15 protein-coding genes are annotated in these 17,443 nt (G+C 64.2%); 3 read left to right on the top strand and 12 right to left on the bottom strand.

What is annotated here, in order from left to right; translation table 11 throughout:
• Positions 1-348: 348 nt before the first annotated feature.
• The 5 genes from E5X88_RS06230 to hisS form a co-directional block, all read right to left on the bottom strand.
• Positions 349-1,452, bottom strand: coding sequence for an ionic transporter (locus E5X88_RS06230; protein WP_292159323.1), 1,104 nt, complete (start codon positions 1,450-1,452; stop codon positions 349-351).
• A 301-nt stretch (positions 1,453-1,753) separates the two neighbouring features.
• A complete protein-coding gene (locus E5X88_RS06225; RefSeq protein ID WP_292159319.1) occupies positions 1,754-3,520 on the bottom strand; it encodes an AMP-binding protein in 1,767 nt (588 codons plus the stop codon).
• A gap of 443 nt (positions 3,521-3,963) precedes the next feature.
• The gene (gene hisG / locus E5X88_RS06220; RefSeq protein WP_292159318.1) at positions 3,964-4,662 is read right to left on the bottom strand and encodes an ATP phosphoribosyltransferase; all 699 of its coding nucleotides are present in this window, start codon (positions 4,660-4,662) and stop codon (positions 3,964-3,966) included.
• Positions 4,659-5,780, bottom strand: a complete 1,122-nt coding sequence (locus E5X88_RS06215; protein ID WP_292159316.1) for an ATP phosphoribosyltransferase regulatory subunit — start codon at positions 5,778-5,780, stop codon at positions 4,659-4,661. The genes hisG and E5X88_RS06215 overlap by 4 nt, the downstream gene beginning before the upstream one ends.
• Before the next feature lie 178 nt (positions 5,781-5,958).
• Positions 5,959-7,473: a histidine--tRNA ligase gene (hisS, locus tag E5X88_RS06210; RefSeq protein ID WP_292159314.1), complete on the bottom strand. Its 1,515-nt coding sequence runs from the start codon at positions 7,471-7,473 to the stop codon at positions 5,959-5,961.
• A gap of 197 nt (positions 7,474-7,670) precedes the next feature.
• Between hisS and E5X88_RS06205 the strand changes: the two genes are divergently transcribed.
• Positions 7,671-7,922, top strand: coding sequence for a hypothetical protein (locus E5X88_RS06205; protein ID WP_292159312.1), 252 nt, complete (start codon positions 7,671-7,673; stop codon positions 7,920-7,922).
• Between the two features lies 1 nt (position 7,923).
• Here E5X88_RS06205 and E5X88_RS06200 read toward each other — a convergent pair whose 3' ends face one another.
• Positions 7,924-8,559: a DNA-3-methyladenine glycosylase I gene (locus E5X88_RS06200; protein ID WP_292159310.1), complete on the bottom strand. Its 636-nt coding sequence runs from the start codon at positions 8,557-8,559 to the stop codon at positions 7,924-7,926.
• 211 nt (positions 8,560-8,770) lie between these two features.
• Between E5X88_RS06200 and E5X88_RS06195 the strand changes: the two genes are divergently transcribed.
• Together E5X88_RS06195 and E5X88_RS06190 are read left to right on the top strand one after the other, a co-directional pair.
• A complete protein-coding gene (locus E5X88_RS06195) occupies positions 8,771-9,517 on the top strand; it encodes a L,D-transpeptidase (protein ID WP_292159308.1) in 747 nt (248 codons plus the stop codon).
• 263 nt (positions 9,518-9,780) lie between these two features.
• Positions 9,781-10,701: a bifunctional 5,10-methylenetetrahydrofolate dehydrogenase/5,10-methenyltetrahydrofolate cyclohydrolase gene (locus E5X88_RS06190; protein ID WP_292159306.1), complete on the top strand. Its 921-nt coding sequence runs from the start codon at positions 9,781-9,783 to the stop codon at positions 10,699-10,701.
• A gap of 29 nt (positions 10,702-10,730) precedes the next feature.
• On the opposite strand, the gene glcF is transcribed toward E5X88_RS06190, so the two are convergent.
• The 6 genes from glcF to E5X88_RS06160 form a co-directional block, all read right to left on the bottom strand.
• Positions 10,731-12,062, bottom strand: a complete 1,332-nt coding sequence (gene glcF, locus E5X88_RS06185) for a glycolate oxidase subunit GlcF (protein WP_292159304.1) — start codon at positions 12,060-12,062, stop codon at positions 10,731-10,733.
• 10 nt (positions 12,063-12,072) lie between these two features.
• Entirely contained in the window at positions 12,073-12,474 is a 402-nt protein-coding gene (locus E5X88_RS06180; protein ID WP_292159302.1) for a DUF4870 domain-containing protein, read from the bottom strand.
• Positions 12,471-13,727: an FAD-binding protein gene (locus E5X88_RS06175; RefSeq protein WP_292159300.1), complete on the bottom strand. Its 1,257-nt coding sequence runs from the start codon at positions 13,725-13,727 to the stop codon at positions 12,471-12,473. The genes E5X88_RS06180 and E5X88_RS06175 overlap by 4 nt, the downstream gene beginning before the upstream one ends.
• Before the next feature lie 76 nt (positions 13,728-13,803).
• Entirely contained in the window at positions 13,804-14,322 is a 519-nt protein-coding gene (locus tag E5X88_RS06170) for a DUF559 domain-containing protein (RefSeq protein WP_292159298.1), read from the bottom strand.
• A complete protein-coding gene (locus E5X88_RS06165; protein ID WP_292159296.1) occupies positions 14,322-15,818 on the bottom strand; it encodes an FAD-linked oxidase C-terminal domain-containing protein in 1,497 nt (498 codons plus the stop codon). The genes E5X88_RS06170 and E5X88_RS06165 overlap by 1 nt, the downstream gene beginning before the upstream one ends.
• Positions 15,819-15,989: 171 nt before the next feature.
• Positions 15,990-17,312, bottom strand: coding sequence for a DUF3422 family protein (locus E5X88_RS06160; RefSeq protein ID WP_292159294.1), 1,323 nt, complete (start codon positions 17,310-17,312; stop codon positions 15,990-15,992).
• Positions 17,313-17,443: the final 131 nt, after the last annotated feature.

Raw genomic sequence — 17,443 nt, 5'->3', positions numbered from 1 at the left:
AAGGCGACATCAAGCCGTTTGAAGCGGCCGCGATGCGAATGTCGCGAACGTCACGCGGCGACGCTGCCGTTCGGCTCATCTGCCAGAACGAGCAGGTCGCGCCAGAAGCGGACGGCGATCGCACCTCTGCTGAGCGACCGGTTTTTGGGCGCAAAGCAGACGCCCGCTCCCTCAAGCCGTCCTCGCCGTCACCAGCCCCAGTTCCTCGACCAATCGTATGCGCATCAAGAACTTCTGCGGCTTGCCGGTATCGGCAACTCGGTGCGGAAGCGGATGGCTGCCCGTTCGAGAACCCGATCGATAACGTAACCGGTCTTGTCCCTGCGTCTGATTGCCTGCCTCAAAATTTCACGGTATAAATATTAAAAAAAAATAGGTAAAAAATACTACAATATGGACCAATCCAGTCAAGAATGTTGTTCTTTCGGTGCTAAAGCTTACGTTACATATGAAAAGCGCTAAAATCAAAAGTACAGTGTCAGCCACAGGGAGTCCCAGGGTCAACCCCCTTCCCGTCAGCAGGCTGGCGGCGGCGACTGCCGGTATTGTCAAACCAATTGTAGCGCAGGCCGAACCCATCGCGACATTCAAACCGCGCTGCAACTCATTGTTGAGTGCCGCACGAACCGCCGAAACGGCCTCCGGCATCAAAACCAGCCCCGCGATCAATGCCCCCACAATGGCGTCAGCCTGGACCACTTGGTAAGTAACGAGCGCATCTTCAACGCTTGCAGCGACTTGCTCGGCGAGCATGACAATTCCGACCAGCCCAATTAGCAGGAGCAGCGCGCTGGCAGAGACGCTTTCGTGAGGGGCAGTTCGAATCGAAACGCCGTGTGCTTGTCCTTCGATGAAATCGTCCCGGTGCCGGACCGTCTGCGCGAACAGAAAACCCGAATAAAGCAGCACTGAAAGTACGCTCACAAAACCAAGTTGAGCCGCTGAAAAAGTGCCAGGATCCGTAGCTCGTGTGTAGGTCGGCAGAATAAGCGTCATGACGGTCAGTGCGACCAGGACCGCCAGATAGGCGCTGGTGCCTTGTCGAACGATTGCCTGCTTGCGATGACGCCAGCCGCCAAGCGTGAGACATGTGCCGACAACGCCGGTAGATGTAATCATCACCGTCGAGAAGACGGACTCACGGGCAAGCGTAGGGTTGTTCTCTCCATGCAGCATCATGGAAACGATGATCGACACTTCGATAGCCGTCACGGCAATAGTCAGCACCAACGTGCCATACGGTTCCCCCACACGCCGGGCCACCGCTTCGGCGTGCTCGAGCACTACGAAAATGGTGGTGAACATGATAGCGCTCGAAAGCGCTCCGACAACGATCTTGATGTTCAGCGAACCTTCGTCCATCGACAGCCCGCTGGCTCTGACTGCAACAGCCACCGCCAGGGCGGCCAAGGGCATCGCATAAGAAACCGCCGATCGTCCGAAACCACTCATTCAAGCCCTATGCATCTCTGCGAACCTTGCGGAAAACCTGTCTGAAGCACCTTGAGCGGCGTCACGTTTGAACGAATACACGCGACGCGCTTTAAGTCTTGTTTTTGCGCATGTCGTTGTCCCAAAACCGCTGCGCACCCCCGGTTCAAGCCCGAGGGCGTGCTTTTGGGGAACCTGCATTAGCCGATATCATTGCTTATCCGGCAGTGGCCGGGTTCGACTCCTCACGAACAACCGCGGCTCCAGGAGATGCCGCAGGATCGCGACAGCGCAACGACAAAATCGAAGAGCGCCCGCTCCCTCAAGCCGTCTTCTGCGTCACCAGCCCCAACTCCTCGACCATCGCCTCGCGCATCAAGAATTTCTGCGGCTTGCCGGTCACCGTCATCGGCAATTCGGTGCGGAAGCGGATGTGGCGCGGGATCTTGTAGTGGGCGATCTGGCCGGCGCAGAAGGCCTTGATCTCCTGCTCGGTGGCGATCTGGCCGGGCTTCAGCACGATCCAGGCGCAAAGCTCCTCGCCGTATTTCGGATCGGGAATGCCGAACACCTGCACCTCCTTGACCTTGGGGTGGCGGTAGAGGAACTCCTCGACCTCGCGCGGATAGACGTTTTCGCCGCCGCGGATGACCATGTCCTTGACCCGGCCGACAATGTTGCAATAGCCCTCGGCGTCGATGGTGGCGAGGTCGCCGGTGTGCATCCAGCCGCCGCTGTCGATCGCCTCCCGGGTCTTTTCCTCGTCGTTCCAATAGCCCTTCATCACGGAGTAGCCGCGCGTGCAGAGCTCGCCCGGGGCGCCGACCGCAACGGTGGCGCCCTCGGCATCGATGGCCTTGACCTCGACATGGGGATGGACGCGCCCGACGGTCGAGACGCGCTTTTCCAGCGGGTCGTCGACGCTGCTCTGGAACGACACCGGGCTGGTCTCGGTCATGCCGTAGGCGATGGTCACCTCTGCCATGTGCATCAGCGACACCACCTTCTTCATCACCTCGATCGGGCACGGCGAGCCGGCCATGATGCCGGTGCGCAGGCTGGAGAGATCGAAGGACTGGAAATCGGGATGGTCGAGCAGGGCGACGAACATGGTCGGCACGCCGTAGAGGCCGGTGCAACGCTCGCCCGCCACCGCTTTCAGCGTGGCGCCGGCATCGAAGCCCTCGCCCGGGAAAACCATGGTCGCGCCCTTGGTGACGCAGCCGATCGTGCCCATCGACATGCCGAAGCAGTGATAGAGCGGCACCGGGATGCACAGCCGGTCGTCGACGGTGAGCCTGATCGCCGAGGTGACGAAATTGCCGTTGTTGACGATGTTGTTGTGGGTCAGCGTCGCGCCCTTGGGCGCGCCTGTCGTGCCTGAGGTGAACTGGATGTTGATGGCGTCGTCCGGTTTCAGCCCCTCGGAGATCCGGTCGAGGCTGTCATGCTCGTCGCGGCCGGCCATCGCCAGCACGTCGGCGAAATTGAACATGCCCGGCGAATTCTCCTCGCCCATGCGGATGACGATCTTCAGCGCCGGCAGCTTTTTCGCCTCGAGCTTGCCCGGTGTCGCCGTCGCGATCTCCGGCGCCAGCGTTTCGATCATGCCGAGATAGTCGGAGGTCTTGAACCTGGCGGCCGTCACCAGCGCCTTACAGCCGACCTTGTTCAGCGCATAGTCCAGCTCGGTCAGCCGGTAGGCCGGGTTGATGTTGACCAGGATCAGGCCGATGCGCGCGGTGGCGAACTGCGTCACCAGCCATTCCCAGCGGTTGGGCGACCAGATACCGACGCGGTCGCCCTTTTCCAGGCCGAGCGCCAGGAAACCGGCGGCCAGCGCGTCGACGGTGTCGTACAGCTCGCTCCAGGTGAAGCGCTTGTCCTGCTCGACGAAGACGGCGGCATCGAGCGTGCCGTATTTGCTGACCGTATCGGAAAGCAGCGCCGGGATCGTCTCATGCAGCAGCGGCACGGTGCGCTCGCCCGACACATGCGCTTTGCCGTCGACCGGCGCGACGAACGTGCCGTCCTTGCGCGGACCGCGCAGGTTGGTGGCGTTCTTCAACTCGTCGAGATTGATCGGCATCACCGTCTCCTCCGCAGACAAACCTGAGTCTATCAGCCTGCCCGGGCGGTGGAAATCCCGCCGATGGTAGGGACAGGCTTCGAAGCCGCGCCGCCAACCTCGATTTCGGCCCTGTGCGGGTGGCACCGAAACAAAAAACCCGCCTCGGCGGGCGGGTCGTCGGCGCAAATCAGCACCGTACTGGAATTACTAACATAACTGCCGGCACAAAGCAAGAACAAACCTGCCATGCCTCAGGGCAAATGGCTTCAGGTCGGCGCTACTCCTTTGTCCGCCTGCTTCATTCCAGCTTGGGTTCCTCGCCCCACGAAGTGGGGAGAGGTGGCTCGGCGAAGCCGAGACGGAGAGGGGAAACCGCGCCCTACGAAAGCCCCCTCTCCGGCCGCTTCGCGGCCACCTCTCCCCCGCTTCGCGGGGGGCGAGGAACCCAAGCTGGAGGAGAGCTACCTCTCCACGGATGCCATCTTCGCCGCGATGTCGCGCAGCAAAGCCTCGTCGGCCTTGCTGCGCGTCTTCCTCGATGCGACGAGGCAGGCTTGCGAGCGCAGGATGATGCCGTCGGCCAAAACCTTCAGATGGTTGGCGCGCAGCGTCGAGCCTGACGTGGTGATGTCGACGATGACGTCGGCCAGTCCCGCCGCCGGCGCGCCCTCTGTAGCGCCCAGGCTTTCGACGATGCGATAGACCTGGATGCCGTGCTTTTGCGAAAAGAACTGCTGGGTCAGCCGCCAGTATTTGGTGGCGATCCTGAGCCGCCTGCCATGGCGCTGGCGGAAATCGGCGGCGACGTCGTCGAGATCGGCCATCGTATCGACATCGAGCCAGATGTCGGGCACCGCCACCACGACATCGGCATTGCCGAAACCGAGGCGGGCGACGATTTCCGCGCGCGCTTCCCAGTCGGCGAGGCTTTCGCGCAGCAGGTCCTCGCCGGTGATGCCGAGATCGACCGAACCCTGGCCGATCTCGCCTGCGATCTCGGACGCCGACAGGAACGCCACCTCGACGCTTTCCACGCCTTCGATGCGGGCGCGGTATTTGCGCTCGTCGCCGGGCAGGCTGACGGCAAGCCCGGCGCTCGCCAGCACCTGCAGCGCCTGCTCCTTGAGCCGGCCTTTCGACGGGATCGCCAGCGTGATCATCGCGCCTTCTCCCGGAGGGCTTCGATGCGGTCGAGCCAGACGGAAAAGCCGACGCCGGGGATCGGTGTTTTCGCGCCGAGCAGCGTCAGCAGCCGGTCATAGCGGCCGCCGCCGGCCAGCGGCCGGTCGCTGTCTTGCGCAGCGATTTCGAAGACCAGGCCGGTGTAGTAATCGAGCGGACGGCCGAAGGCGGCGTCATAGCGGATTTTTTCGACCGGCAGGCCATGCGCTTCAATCGCCTTGGCGCGCGCCGAAAAATTGTCCAGCGCCGCGCCCAGCGAAAGGCCGGCGTCGGCCGCGAAAATTTCAAGTGCCTGTGCCGCGCCGTCGAGCGGCACGTCGATGGCCAGAAAACTCTTCAGCGCCGAAAACGCCTCGTTCGAGAGCCGCACGCTGCGCAGTTCGGCCTTCTCGATCAGCCGCCGCGCGATGTCGGACGGCGAGCGCCCGGCCGACGCCGACAGGCCCGCCTGCTCCATGCCGCCGGCGATGTGGGTTGAAAGCCCTTCCAGGTCGCCGTCGAGGACGAGGGCAGCGACCGGGCCGGCGAGTTGGCCGTTGCGCGGCGGGTTGGCGAGGTCGGCAAGGGCCGCCTCCAGCATCGCCGCCGAGCCGAAGGCGCGGGCCAGTCGCATGCGCCAGCCGCGCGGCAGGCCGAGGGCTGCCAGCACCGCCTCGAATATGGTCTGGTCGCCGAGCGTGACGGTCAAAGCCTGGCCCGGCAGCACCAGCGAAAGCAGCGCATGCGCATCGGCCAGCGAACGGGCATCGGCCTGCGGCGTGTCGCCGTCGCCGAGATCCTCGATTCCGGCCTGGAAGAACTCGTTGCCGCCCTCGCGGCGCTGGCGAAACACCTCGCCGAGATAAGAATAGCGGCGCGGCGTGCCGGCCTGGCTGGCAATGTGGTCGAGGCAGACCGGAATGGTGAATTCCGGCCGCAGGCACAGTGTCTGGCCCGTCTCGCTTTCAGTGAGGAAAATACGCCGGCGCAGATCCTCGCCCGCCATATCGAGGAATGGATCGGCCGGCTGCAGCACGGCAACCTCGACCGCATGCGTGCCACGCGCGGCGAAGAGCGTCGCAATGTCCGATGCGATGGCAGGGTAGCGGGAGGTCATTGATCGGTTGGGCGCGAGGCACCCCCCTCTGACCTGCCGGCCATCTCCCCCGCAAGGAGGGAGATTGGCTTGCATTGCCGCTTTCGCAAATCGCCAGCGTCGCAAGGCAAGCGCCGTCGCAGACACTGCCGATCTCCCCCCTTGCGGGGGAGATGGCCGGCAGGCCAGAGGGGGGTGTTCACGCGCCACCCTTCGTACGGTCAGCAGCCTGCGCCGCCAGTATATTCTTCACCTCGGCGACCAACTCGCTTTCCGCCACCGTCACCTGCGCCGGCCGCGCCGCGCGCCATTCGGCGTTATCGGTAATCTCCGCCGACATCTTCGCGCCTTCGATCAGATCCTTGATCTGCACCTCGCCCTTGGCGCGCTCGTCGCCGCCCTGGATGATGGCGACCGGGCTGCCGCGGCGGTCGGCATATTTGAGCTGCGCCTTCATGCCGGCGCCGCCGAGATACATTTCGGAGCGGATGCCAGCGGCGCGCAGCTCGGCCACCATCTTCTGGTAGCGGCCGAGGCTTTCCGTGTCCTTGTCCATGGTGAGCACGACGACCGGCGCGATGACGTCAGACGTGTCGAGCTTGCCGAGGTTCTTCAGCGCGGTCATCAGCCTGGAGACGCCGATGGAAAAGCCGGTCGCCGGCACCGGCTCGCCACGGAAGCGCGAGACGAGCCCGTCATAGCGCCCGCCACCGCCGACCGAGCCGAAGCGCACGATTTTTCCCTCTTCGTTGGGGATTTCCGCCAGCAGTTCGGCTTCGTAGACCGGGCCGGTGTAATATTCGAGGCCGCGGACGACGGAACGATCCATAGCAATACGATCTTCGCCGTATCCCGCTGCCCTGACCAAGGCTTCAATCGTCGTAAGCTCGGTGACGCCTTCTTGGAAGACTGCGTTTGCAGCTACGCCGGAATCCCGTTGAGGCTGATCATCCCGACCAGGCTTCGCTGTCGCGAACAGAACTGCCTCGGCCTGCACATCATTCAGGCCAGCGCCCTTGGCGAAGTCTCCCTCACCCTCCCTGCCGCCATCCCAGCGCCCCGGTCCAAGCAAAAGTCTTACGCCTTCCGGCCCAAGCTTATCCAGCTTGTCGATTGCCCTCAGCACAGTCAGCCGGCGCCCGGCATTCTCGTCGCCGCCAAGCCCGATCGCCTCCAGCACGCCGTCCAGCACTTTCCGATTGTTGACGCGGATGACGTAATCGCCGCGCTTGATGCCGAGCGCCTCCATCACGTCGGCCATCATCATCGCCATCTCGGCATCCGCCGCGACGCCCGGCGTGCCGACCGTGTCGGCGTCGAACTGCATGAACTGGCGGAAGCGGCCGGGGCCGGGCTTTTCGTTGCGGAACACCCAGCCGGAGCGGTAGCTGCGATAGGGTTTCGGCAGGCGCTCATAGTTCTCGGCGACGAAGCGCGCCATCGGCGCCGTCAAATCGTAGCGCAGCGACAGCCACTGGTCGTCGTCGTCCTGGAAGGAGAACACGCCCTCGTTCGGCCGGTCCTGGTCGGGCAGGAACTTGCCCAGCGCATCGGTGTATTCGATCAGCGGCTGGTCGACCGGCTCGAAGCCGTAAAGCTCGTAGACCGCGCGGATCGTCGCCATCATCTTCTCGACGGCGCGGATGTCGTCGGCGCCGCGGTCGACAAACCCGCGCGGCAGCCGCGCTTTCATCTTTTCCGATTTGTCGGCCATGGGATGGGTACTTTTTGCTAAGTAATCGGTGACTTATTTCGAGTGGGCGTGTCCTAACCGAACCTGTCCGGACCGGCAAGGGTTTGCACCTTTCCTGAAACAAACCACGTGATAAACGAAACAATTCCGCCATAAGCGCGGCATTGTGCCGACACAATCGCAGCCGATAAAGCGCGCCGAAACAAGGGGTTCGGGCCATGACCACGGCACGGAAATTCGACAGTATCGACAGCGGCGCCCGCGAGCTGCCAAGGCTGCGGCCGGCCGATGGCCATGCACCGAGACCGGCAGGCCAGACAGCGGGACCATTCGACATCGCCGCGGACGAGCGTCCAGGACCGACCATGCGCGATGCGCTAATGACCAGCCTGCTGGTGATCTATCCGGCTTTTGCCACGTTGGCGGCCCTCGTCGCCGGGCTTTTCCTGGCCGGCGCCGGCGGCGCCTGAGCTACTTCGGCCGCTTGAACGCCTTGCGCTCCGCCTCGACCTGTTCGCGGCAGACGCAGCCCTCGAGGTGGTCGTTGACCAGCCCCATGGCCTGCATGAAGGCGTAGACGGTGGTCGGGCCGACAAAGCTCCAGCCGCGCTTTTTCAGCTCCTTCGAAATGCGAACCGAGACCGCCGTGGTCGGATTGGCGCGAAGATGGGCGAGATCGACGATTTCGGGGCGTTCGTCGGGGCCGGGTTCGAATTTCCAGAACCAGGCCGCCAGCGAGCCGGCCTCGTCGGCCAGTTCGCGCGCCCGTTTTGCGTTGCTGATGGTCGAGACGATCTTGCCGCGGTGGCGGATGATGCCGGCATTGCCGAGCAGGCGCTCGACATCGTCGTCGGTGAAGGCGGCGATCCTGTCGACATCGAAGCCGGCGAAGGCCTCGCGGAAATTCTCGCGCTTGCGCAATATGGTCAGCCAGGACAGGCCCGACTGAAAGCCCTCGAGGCAGATCTTTTCGAACAGCCTGCGATCGTCGGTGACCGGTCGGCCCCATTCGTGATCGTGGTAATGCAGGTAGTCGGGCAGGTTGCCGTGCCAGAAGCAGCGCGCGATACCATCGGGGCCGGCGAGCAGGCCTGTTTTTTCATCCATGGCGAAATTCCATTCGTTAAGGCGCTTTTTGCACCGCTTTACTCCGGCTTTACCAGATTCCTGAACCGGCCGGTAACCACACCAAGAGGTTTACTGACAAAGGAGCATTTTACGCATTCCGATTCACGTTTCGGTTGCTGCTCCGCACCAATGTCCTGGAAACCGGGGACGCTTTTCGCCCCCGCATGTTCGACGATCAGGGTGCGTTCCGATGAAGAGATTTTTGTTCCCGATGCTCGGCGCCGCAGCCGTACTTGCCGCTGCCGCTACATCCTCCAGCGCCAATGACCGTTACGCCGACAGGCCGCCGGTGGTGGTGAGCCCCGACCTTTCGGCGCCCTGGGTGCTGCAGCTTGGCCACGCCCCGGGCATCGTCCGGCAGAACCGGCAAGAGATGCAAAAGCCGCAGCGCCGTTATCAGCGGCAGGCACAACCGACTGAGCTGCATACGGCCGCGATGCAGGCGCCGTCCAAGAAGCGCATGGTCGCGCGCCCACAGATCGACCCGATCTACCTGCCGCAGGAAGTCGCCTATGACGGCCCGCACAAGCCGGGCACGATCGTCATCGATACGAGAGAGAATTTTCTTTATCTGGTCGAGAAGAACGGCAAGGCGCGGCGCTATGGCGTCGGCACCGGCAAGCCGGGCTTCGAATGGGCCGGAAAGCACAAGATCACGCAGAAGAAGGTCTGGCCCGAATGGCGGCCGCCGGCGGAGATGATCACGCGCGAAGCCGCCAAGGGCCGCTACCTGCCGACCTATGTCGCCGGCGGCGCCGAGAACCCGCTCGGCGCGCGCGCGCTTTATCTCGGCTCGACGCTCTACCGCATCCACGGCACCAACCAGCCCTGGACGATCGGCGGCGCCGTGTCGTCGGGCTGCATCCGCATGCGCAACGAGGACGTCGTCGACCTCTATGAGCGTGTCAGTGTCGGTACGACGGTCGTGGTGATATGATCGTGGCTGCGAATCACATGGTCCAGAAAGCGGATCGTTTTTGAGACCGGTCGAAGGTTAACGGGGGACGGGCCGTGTGGGGATGCGGCCAGTCGCGAAAGGGCAGCGCAATAAACCGCGCTGCCCTTTTCGTTTACAAAGCCCGGTAAGGTCAGGCTTGGCCGGTACGTCGCGCGCGAGGCATAGCGGTTCGCTTTCGTGCTGCCATTTTCCAAAGAGTTTTGCTATGTCGGCTGCAACGCTTCCAGACAGAAGGTTCATCCATGTCCCTGTCCGACGATAGCCGCTATCTCAGGGGCGGCCCGGTCGCCCAACGCATCATCGCCGCCGTCCGCGAGGATGCAGCGATCGCCAACGCCGAAGGTTTTCCACCCAAACTGGTGTCGATCACCGTCGGCGACACAGCTGCGGTCGATGTCTATGTGCGCAACCAGCGCGCCAAGGCGGACCTGGCCGGCATCGGGTTCGAGGAAAGGCGGTTTGGCGCCGACATCACCGCCGGCGAACTCGAAGCGGCGATCCATGGCCTGAACGCCGACCCGCGCGTCACCGGCATCATCATCCAGCGGCCGGTTCCTGTGCACATCCCGATCAGGACGCTGCAGGCGGCGGTGCATCCGCTGAAGGACGTCGAGGGCATGCACCCGGCCTCGATCGGCAACATCGTCTACAACCAGCTCGACCTTGCCCCCTGTACGGCGGCCGCCTCGGTCGAACTGCTGAAGGAAACCGGTCTCGATCTCAAGGGGCTCGAGGTCGTGGTCGTCGGCCATTCCGAGATCGTCGGCAAACCGATCGCCTTCCTGCTGATGAGCGAGGGCGCGACGGTGACGGTCTGCCATCACATGACGCGTTCGGTGGCGGCGCACGCGCGCCGCGCCGACGCGCTGTTCGTCGCCGTCGGCAAGCCGCGGCTGATCAAGGCCGACATGGTCAAGCCGGGTGCGGCCGTCATCGACATCGGCATCAACTCGGAAATCGGCCCTAACGGGGAAAGCCGCATCGTCGGCGACGTCGATACCGAGAGCGTCAAGCATGTCGCGTCCTGGATCACGCCGGTGCCGGGCGGTGTCGGTCCCATTACCGTGGCGATCCTGCTGCGCAACACGATGGTAGCGCTCAGCCGCCAGCGCGCGCTCTACCAGGCGACCTACGGCGTGGTGGACAAGCTCGCGGCGGAATAGGACGGCAGCGCTTCGGGAGCGTCAGTGGATCACTCCGCCGCCACGACCGTCCTGTCTTCCCGGACGCCCTGCGGCCGCGGTCCGCCATAAGCCCAGTCGAGCAGTTTTACCGTGTGCACCACCGGCATCTTCGCGGCGGAAGCGATCTGCGTGATGCAGCCGATATTGCCGGTGGCGACGATTTCCGCCCCCGTCGCCTCGATGTTTCTGACCTTGCGATCACGCAGCTGGGCCGAAATCCCGGATTGCAGGATGTTGTAGGTGCCGGCCGAGCCGCAGCACAGATGCCCCTCGCGCGGCTCGCGCACGACGAAGCCGGCCTTGGCGAGAAGCTCCTTGGGCTGGCGGGTGATCTTCTGGCCGTGCTGCATCGAGCAGGCGGAGTGATAGGCGACAATGGTGCCTGGCGTGCGCACCGGCTCGGGCAGGTCGAGGCTTGCCAGATATTCCGTGACGTCCTTGGCCAGCGCCGAGACACGCGCCGCCTTTTCGGCATAGGCCGGATCGAGACGCAGCATGAAGCCGTAATCCTTGATGGTGGTGCCGCAGCCGGACGCGGTGATGACGATGGCATCCAGCCCGCCCTGGTCGATGGCGCGCATCCAGGCGTCGACATTGCGCCTCGCCGAGGCAAGGGCGGCGTCTTCCCTGCCCATGTGATGCACCAGCGCGCCGCAGCAGCCCTCGCCCTCAGGCACCACGACCTCGACGCCCAGCCGCGTCAGCAACGCGATCGTCGTGTCGTTGATGCTGGGATCGAGCACCGATTGCGCGCAGCCGGTGAGGATGGCGACGCGGCCGATTTTTCTCGCGCCCTGCCCGGCATGGATGCCGGGTGAAGCCATCGGCGAGGCCGCGGGAATCGATGCCGGAGCGAGCTTGAGCATCGCGCCCAGCGGCTTCAGCGCCGGGACCTTTTCGAACAGTCCGGCGAATGGCCGGCCGAGCTTCGCCAGTTTGAGCGCGGCGCGGAAGCGCGCGGGATAGGGCAGCACGAAGGCCAGCATGGCGCGGGTCAGCCGATCGGGCAGCGGGCGCTTGTAGGTCTCCTCGATGTGGGCGCGCGCATGGTCGACCAGATGCATGTAGTTGACGCCCGACGGGCAGGTGGTCATGCAGGCGAGGCAGGACAGGCAGCGGTCGATATGGGTGACGATCTCCTTGTCGGCGGGGCGGCCGTTCTCCAGCATGTCCTTGATCAGGTAGATCCGCCCCCGCGGCGAATCCAGCTCGTTGCCTAATGTCACATAGGTCGGGCAGGTGGCCGTGCAGAAGCCGCAATGCACGCATTTGCGCAGGATCTTTTCCGATTCCGCGACATGTGGATCGGCAAGCTGGGCAAGCGAAAAATTGGTCTGCACGCAAAGAATCCTAAAGTCCGAGGAACCAGCTTTCCGGGTCTTTGACCGGCTCGCCGCGCTGCAGCGCCTGCAGGCCGAGAATGCAGCGGGCGATGAACCAGACGGCGACGGCGAACATCAGCACGACGCCTATCGCCACCATCATCAGCACAACCGAGATCAGCGCATAAAGCAGGCCGATCCAGAAAGTACGGATCAGGAATGTGTAGTGGCTCTCGACAAAGCCACCTGATTTGCCGCGGTTGATATAGGCCAGAACGATGCCGACAATAGCGGTGACGCCGATGACGAGGCTGGCGAGATAAAGGATGTAGATGACCAGTGCGTTGGTCGGACCTGGCTCCAGCCAGCGGTCGGTCTGGCGCGGTGCGGGTTTGCCGGAATCGGTCGGGCCTGGATTGATGTCGCTCATGACGCTGCTCCCTCGGTTGCCGTGCCAAGAGTAGCAGAGCCTGCAGCCGGCGTCATACGGCCGGGATTGAGGATGTTCTTCGGGTCGAATTCGGCTTTGAGCCTTGCCGACAAGGCTGCCAGTTGCGGCGCCTGCGGCTCGAACACCGGCACGGCGGCGCGATGCGAAGGGGCCGCCCGCACCAGCGTCGCATGGCCGCCGCCATACTGTCGCACCAGTCCGCGCAGAAGATCGGCTTCGGGATCGCCATGCTCCATGCGCAGCCAGATCAATCCGCCCTGCCAGTCATAGAAGGCATCGACGGCCGCCTGCATGCGCAGCGCCAGCAGCATCTGGTGGCCTTGCGACGGCGCCATCGACACGCGCCACACAGGCTTTTCCAGGCCGTCGGCAAACGGCGTGCAATCTCTGATATCGCGCCAGACGGAAAGCGAGGCCTCGCCCGAAATCTCCTCGAGCGGGCCGGCATTTGCGAGCAGGGCCTTCAGCGCGGCGATGCGGTAGGTGACCGACGGCCCGAACCCCTCGACGCGCAGCAGCGTCGCCGCGGCGCTGCCGAGACTGCCGCCGGCGACCCGTGCGGCAATGCGTTCGGGAAGGTGGGCAGCGCTCGACACCTCGGCACTGGAGCCGAGCGCCAGCGCCATGGCGGCGGCGGCGCGATCGTCAAGCAGGCCGCGCACAGCGAGCGTGACTTCGGTCTCGGCTGATGGCAGCACCTTGAAGGTGACATCGGTGAGGACGGCGAGCGTACCCCAGCTGTTGGCCATGAGCTTCGACAGGTCGTAGCCGGTGACGTTCTTGACCACGCGGCCGCCGGACTTGAAGGCCTCGCCGCGACCCGAAACGGCCGATATGCCAAGGATATGATCGCGCGCCGCACCCGCTTTCAGCCGACGCGGGCCGCAAAGGTTCGCGGCGAGCACGCCGCCGATCGTACCTTTTCCCGGTTCACCGCCGAGCAGCGGACCATAATCCAGCGGCTCGAAGGCCAGCTGCTGGCCGTTTTCGGCAAGGAGGCTTTCGATCTCGGCGAGCGGCGTGCCGGCTTTCGCCGACAGCACCAGTTCGGCCGGCTCGTAGAGCGTGACGCCGGTGAGTTTCGACAGGTCGAGCGTGTGTTCGCTCTGCTGCGGACGGCCGATGCCGCGCTTGGAGCCATGACCAAGGATTTCGAGCGGCGAGTCCTCCGCCGCGGCCCAGGCGACGGTCGAGAGGACTTCGGCTGCGGTGGAGGGGGTGAAGGTGGTCATGGCCGCAGAACCTGGGTTCCTCGCCCCCACAAAGTGGGGGAGAGGTGGTTTGCGAAGCAAACCGGAGAGGGGGCGATCATAGAGCGCCACCTCCAATCTTCTTGGCCGCAAGAACGAACCTCAGGTCCGAGGCAATCACGTCTTCGGCCAGTCGCCCTTCCAGCGCCGCAAGAATAGTCTCGCAAACGCTCGTCCGGCCCTTGAGTACGTCGACGTTCCAGAACCGCACGACCGAGAATCCTTCGCCACGCATGAATTCATCGCGTCGCCTGTCGTAGGAACTTTCGGCATGCTGACTTCCGTCCAGCTCGACGACCAGTTTTTCGCTTCGGCAGGCGAAGTCCGCGAAATATGGCCCGATCGGCATCTGACGCACGAATTTGTATCCGCCAAGCTTCTTGGCTTTCAGTTCGTTCCACAGGGTTGCTTCCGCCGGATTGTCGCCATGGCGAAGCGCGCGGGCACGCGCGATCCTTTCAGGTGAGCGTCGGCTTGGCACGTCGGCCGCAGGCCCCCTCTCCGTCTCGGGCTTCGCCCGAGCCACCTCTCCCCCGCTTTGCGGGGGCGAGGAACCGCCATTCTGAGACGTTGCCATCAAAACCTCGGAATATCCGGAAACGCCAACTGCCCCCGATGCACATGCATTCGCCCCAGTTCGGCGCATCGCCTCAACTGCGGAAACACCTTACCCGGATTGAGCAGATGATTGGGGTCGAAAGCGCATTTGACCCGCATCTGCTGGTCGAGATCGATCTGGTTGAACATTTCCGGCATCAGGTCGCGCTTTTCCACGCCCACCCCGTGCTCGCCGGTCAGCACGCCGCCGACCTTGACGCAGAGCCGCAGGATGTCGGCGCCGAAACTTTCCGCCTTGTCGAGTTCGCCGGGCACGTTGGCGTCATAGAGGATGAGCGGATGCAGATTGCCATCGCCGGCGTGGAAGACATTGGCGACGCCGAGCCCGTATTTTTCGGACAGTTCGCGCATGCCGTGCAGCACGCGCGGCAGTTCCTTGCGCGGGATGGTGCCGTCCATGCAGTAGTAGTCGGGCGAGATGCGGCCGACCGCCGGGAAGGCAGCCTTGCGGCCGGCCCAGAAGCTCAGCCGTTCCTGCTCCGACTGCGAAATGCGGCAGGTGGTCGAGCCGTTCCTGTAGGCGATGGCCTCGACAAGGCCGATCAGGTGATCGACCTCCACCCCCGGCCCGTCGAGCTCGACGATCAGCAGCGCCTCGACATCCAGGGGATAACCGGCATGGACGAAATCCTCGGCGGCGTGGATCGCCGGGCGGTCCATCATCTCCATGCCGCCGGGGATGATTCCGGCGCCGATGATGTCGGCCACGCATTGGCCGCCCTGCTCGCTGGTCGGGAAACCGATCAGAAGCGCACGCGCCGTCTCCGGCTTCTTCAGGATGCGCACGGTGACCTCGGTGACGACGCCGAGAAGCCCTTCGGAGCCGGTCATGACGCCGAGCAGGTCGTAGCCCTCGGCGTCGAGATGGCCGCCGCCAAGCCGCACCACCTCGCCATTCATCAGCACCATTTCAATGCCGAGCACATTGTTGGCGGTGAGGCCGTATTTCAGGCAGTGCACGCCGCCGGAATTCTCCGCGACATTGCCGCCGATCGAGCAGGCGATCTGGGAGGATGGATCGGGGGCGTAATAAAAGCCCTCCTGCTCGACGGCGGTGGTGATGCCGAGGTTGGTGACGCCCGGCTGGGCGACGACGGTGCGGTTGGGAAAATCGATCTCGAGGATGCGGTTGAAGCGGCTCATGACCAGCAGCACTGCGTCTTCGAGCGGCAGCGCGCCGCCGGACAGCGAGGTGCCGGAGCCGCGCGGCACAACGCGGATGCTGCGGTCGTTGCAATATTTCAGCACGCGGGAAACCTGCGCCACCGTTTCGGGCAGCACCACGACAAGCGGCAATTGCCGATAGGCGGTAAGGCCATCGCTCTCGAAGGCGCGCATTGAATTAGCGGCGTCGACGACGCCCTCGCCCGGCACGATGATGCGCATATCGGCGACGATCTCGTCGCGCCGGCGCATCGTGGCATCGTCTGGCTTCGGCATCAGCAGGCCGGACATCGACAGCCTCCTTCGATCGACTGGTAAAAATCTTTTACCAGCGACTCGTGCCTGTTGCAAATCCTGCTTTGACCGAACTCGAGGGCCGATGCCGGGCAGCCTTCCGCAGCGGCAATCTGCCGCTAACGGCCAGCGGTCACAGACTGTCTTTAAACGTTCCCGAGCGAGGTTCTACTCACCCGCCGGCTTGGCGGGCTCGGAGTGCATCCGGCGCACACGGCGCACGCCCCACCAGACGAGCAGGATAGCCAGCGGCACCGAGGCGGCGGTGACGACCTCCGGCGCAAAGGCATGGCCGAAGATCGAAGCGCCCTTGGCGACGTAGCCGATGAGGCCGACGACGTAGTAGGAGACGGCGGCGACAGAGAGACCCTCCACCGTCTGCTGCAGCCGCAATTGCAGGCGGGCGCGGTTGTTCATCGACGCCAGCAGATCGCGGTTCTGCTTCTCGACCTCGACATCGACCCAGGTGCGCAGCAGCGTGGTGGCGCGGGTGAGCTTCGTCGACAGATTGGCCTGACGCTCCTCGACCGAACGGCAGGTGCGCATGGCGGGAGCAACGCGGCGCTGCAGGAAACCGCCCCAGGTGTCGTAACCGGGCACCGCCTCTTCCTCGAGCGCCTCCAGTCGTTCGCGGACGATGCCGTCATAGGCTCGGCTGGCGCCGAAGCGGTAGAGGCTGGAGGCGGCATCGGCCTCCAGCTCTGCGGCAAGCTCGGTCAGGTCGGCAAGCAGCGTCTGGCTGTCGCGGGTTTCGGCGACTTTCATTTCCAGCGTGGCCTGCGCCAGCCGGTCCTCGATGCGGCGCGTGCGCGCGGACAGCGTCAGCGCCAGCGGCAGGCCAAGCATGGCCAGCGTGCGGTAGGTTTCGATGTCGATCAGCCGTTGCGCCAACGCGCCGGTGCGTGCCGGCGTCAGGCCGCGGTCGAGCACCAGCATGCGGGTCATGCCGTCGCCGTCCTGGCGGAAATCGGTGACGATGGCGGCGTTGCCGCGCTCGACAAGCGAATAGCAAAGGCTGGTCGGGTCGAAGCCGGCGATCAGCTTTTCGCTCGCCTGCGTCCACTTCCTGATTTCGAGCCTGATGCCGGAAATCACCGTTCCAGGCGGGGAGAACCCGTGGCCGAACGGCGAATCTTCCTGGGCCCTGCCGTTTTCTGCGAGCGGCCCTTCCCACAGATAGGTCGAGAATTCCGTGTGCCGCTCCCAGCGCAAAGAGCCCTTGCCCCACTTCATCGCGTGGTGGCGGGCATGAGGGTCGGGCGCGGCGATGCCAAGGCGCCGTGACAATTCGGAAAGCACGGCCTGGTCGACGCCGGATCCAGCTTCGGTCATGAAGGAAAGCTGCACCAGCACACGCGGCTTCTCGACCAGCGGATGCGGACGGGCATGAACCTCGCCGAGCGCGCCAGGCCGTCCCTCATGCGCCGGAAAGCCCATGACGCTGCCCTTGACGCGAGGCTTGAATTCGAGATTGGACGGGTCGTCTGGCACGGCTGGTCCCCTGGGCTTCGCTGAAACCCTTGGTGCAATCGCGTCCCTCTAGAGCCAATTGCCGGGGGACGCAAACAACAAGTTAGCCGAGAGCGATATGCCGCCGCGGCGTCGAAACCGACCGGACTGGG

It is taken from the genome of Mesorhizobium sp. (assembly GCF_004962245.1).
GTDB lineage: Bacteria > Pseudomonadota > Alphaproteobacteria > Rhizobiales > Rhizobiaceae > Mesorhizobium.
Note: the sequence above shows the minus strand (reverse complement) of the source record. Positions and strands in the feature narration are given on the sequence as shown.

Coding starts and splice junctions, on each gene's coding strand:
- E5X88_RS06230 (WP_292159323.1), bottom strand. CDS start 1,452: ATGAGTGGTTTCGGACGATCGGCGGTTTCTTATGCGATGCCCTTGGCC.
- E5X88_RS06225 (WP_292159319.1), bottom strand. CDS start 3,520: ATGCCGATCAATCTCGACGAGTTGAAGAACGCCACCAACCTGCGCGGT.
- hisG (WP_292159318.1), bottom strand. CDS start 4,662: ATGATCACGCTGGCGATCCCGTCGAAAGGCCGGCTCAAGGAGCAGGCG.
- E5X88_RS06215 (WP_292159316.1), bottom strand. CDS start 5,780: ATGACCTCCCGCTACCCTGCCATCGCATCGGACATTGCGACGCTCTTC.
- hisS (WP_292159314.1), bottom strand. CDS start 7,473: ATGGCCGACAAATCGGAAAAGATGAAAGCGCGGCTGCCGCGCGGGTTT.
- E5X88_RS06205 (WP_292159312.1), top strand. CDS start 7,671: ATGACCACGGCACGGAAATTCGACAGTATCGACAGCGGCGCCCGCGAG.
- E5X88_RS06200 (WP_292159310.1), bottom strand. CDS start 8,559: ATGGATGAAAAAACAGGCCTGCTCGCCGGCCCCGATGGTATCGCGCGC.
- E5X88_RS06195 (WP_292159308.1), top strand. CDS start 8,771: ATGAAGAGATTTTTGTTCCCGATGCTCGGCGCCGCAGCCGTACTTGCC.
- E5X88_RS06190 (WP_292159306.1), top strand. CDS start 9,781: ATGTCCCTGTCCGACGATAGCCGCTATCTCAGGGGCGGCCCGGTCGCC.
- E5X88_RS06180 (WP_292159302.1), bottom strand. CDS start 12,474: ATGAGCGACATCAATCCAGGCCCGACCGATTCCGGCAAACCCGCACCG.
- E5X88_RS06175 (WP_292159300.1), bottom strand. CDS start 13,727: ATGACCACCTTCACCCCCTCCACCGCAGCCGAAGTCCTCTCGACCGTC.
- E5X88_RS06170 (WP_292159298.1), bottom strand. CDS start 14,322: ATGGCAACGTCTCAGAATGGCGGTTCCTCGCCCCCGCAAAGCGGGGGA.
- E5X88_RS06165 (WP_292159296.1), bottom strand. CDS start 15,818: ATGTCCGGCCTGCTGATGCCGAAGCCAGACGATGCCACGATGCGCCGG.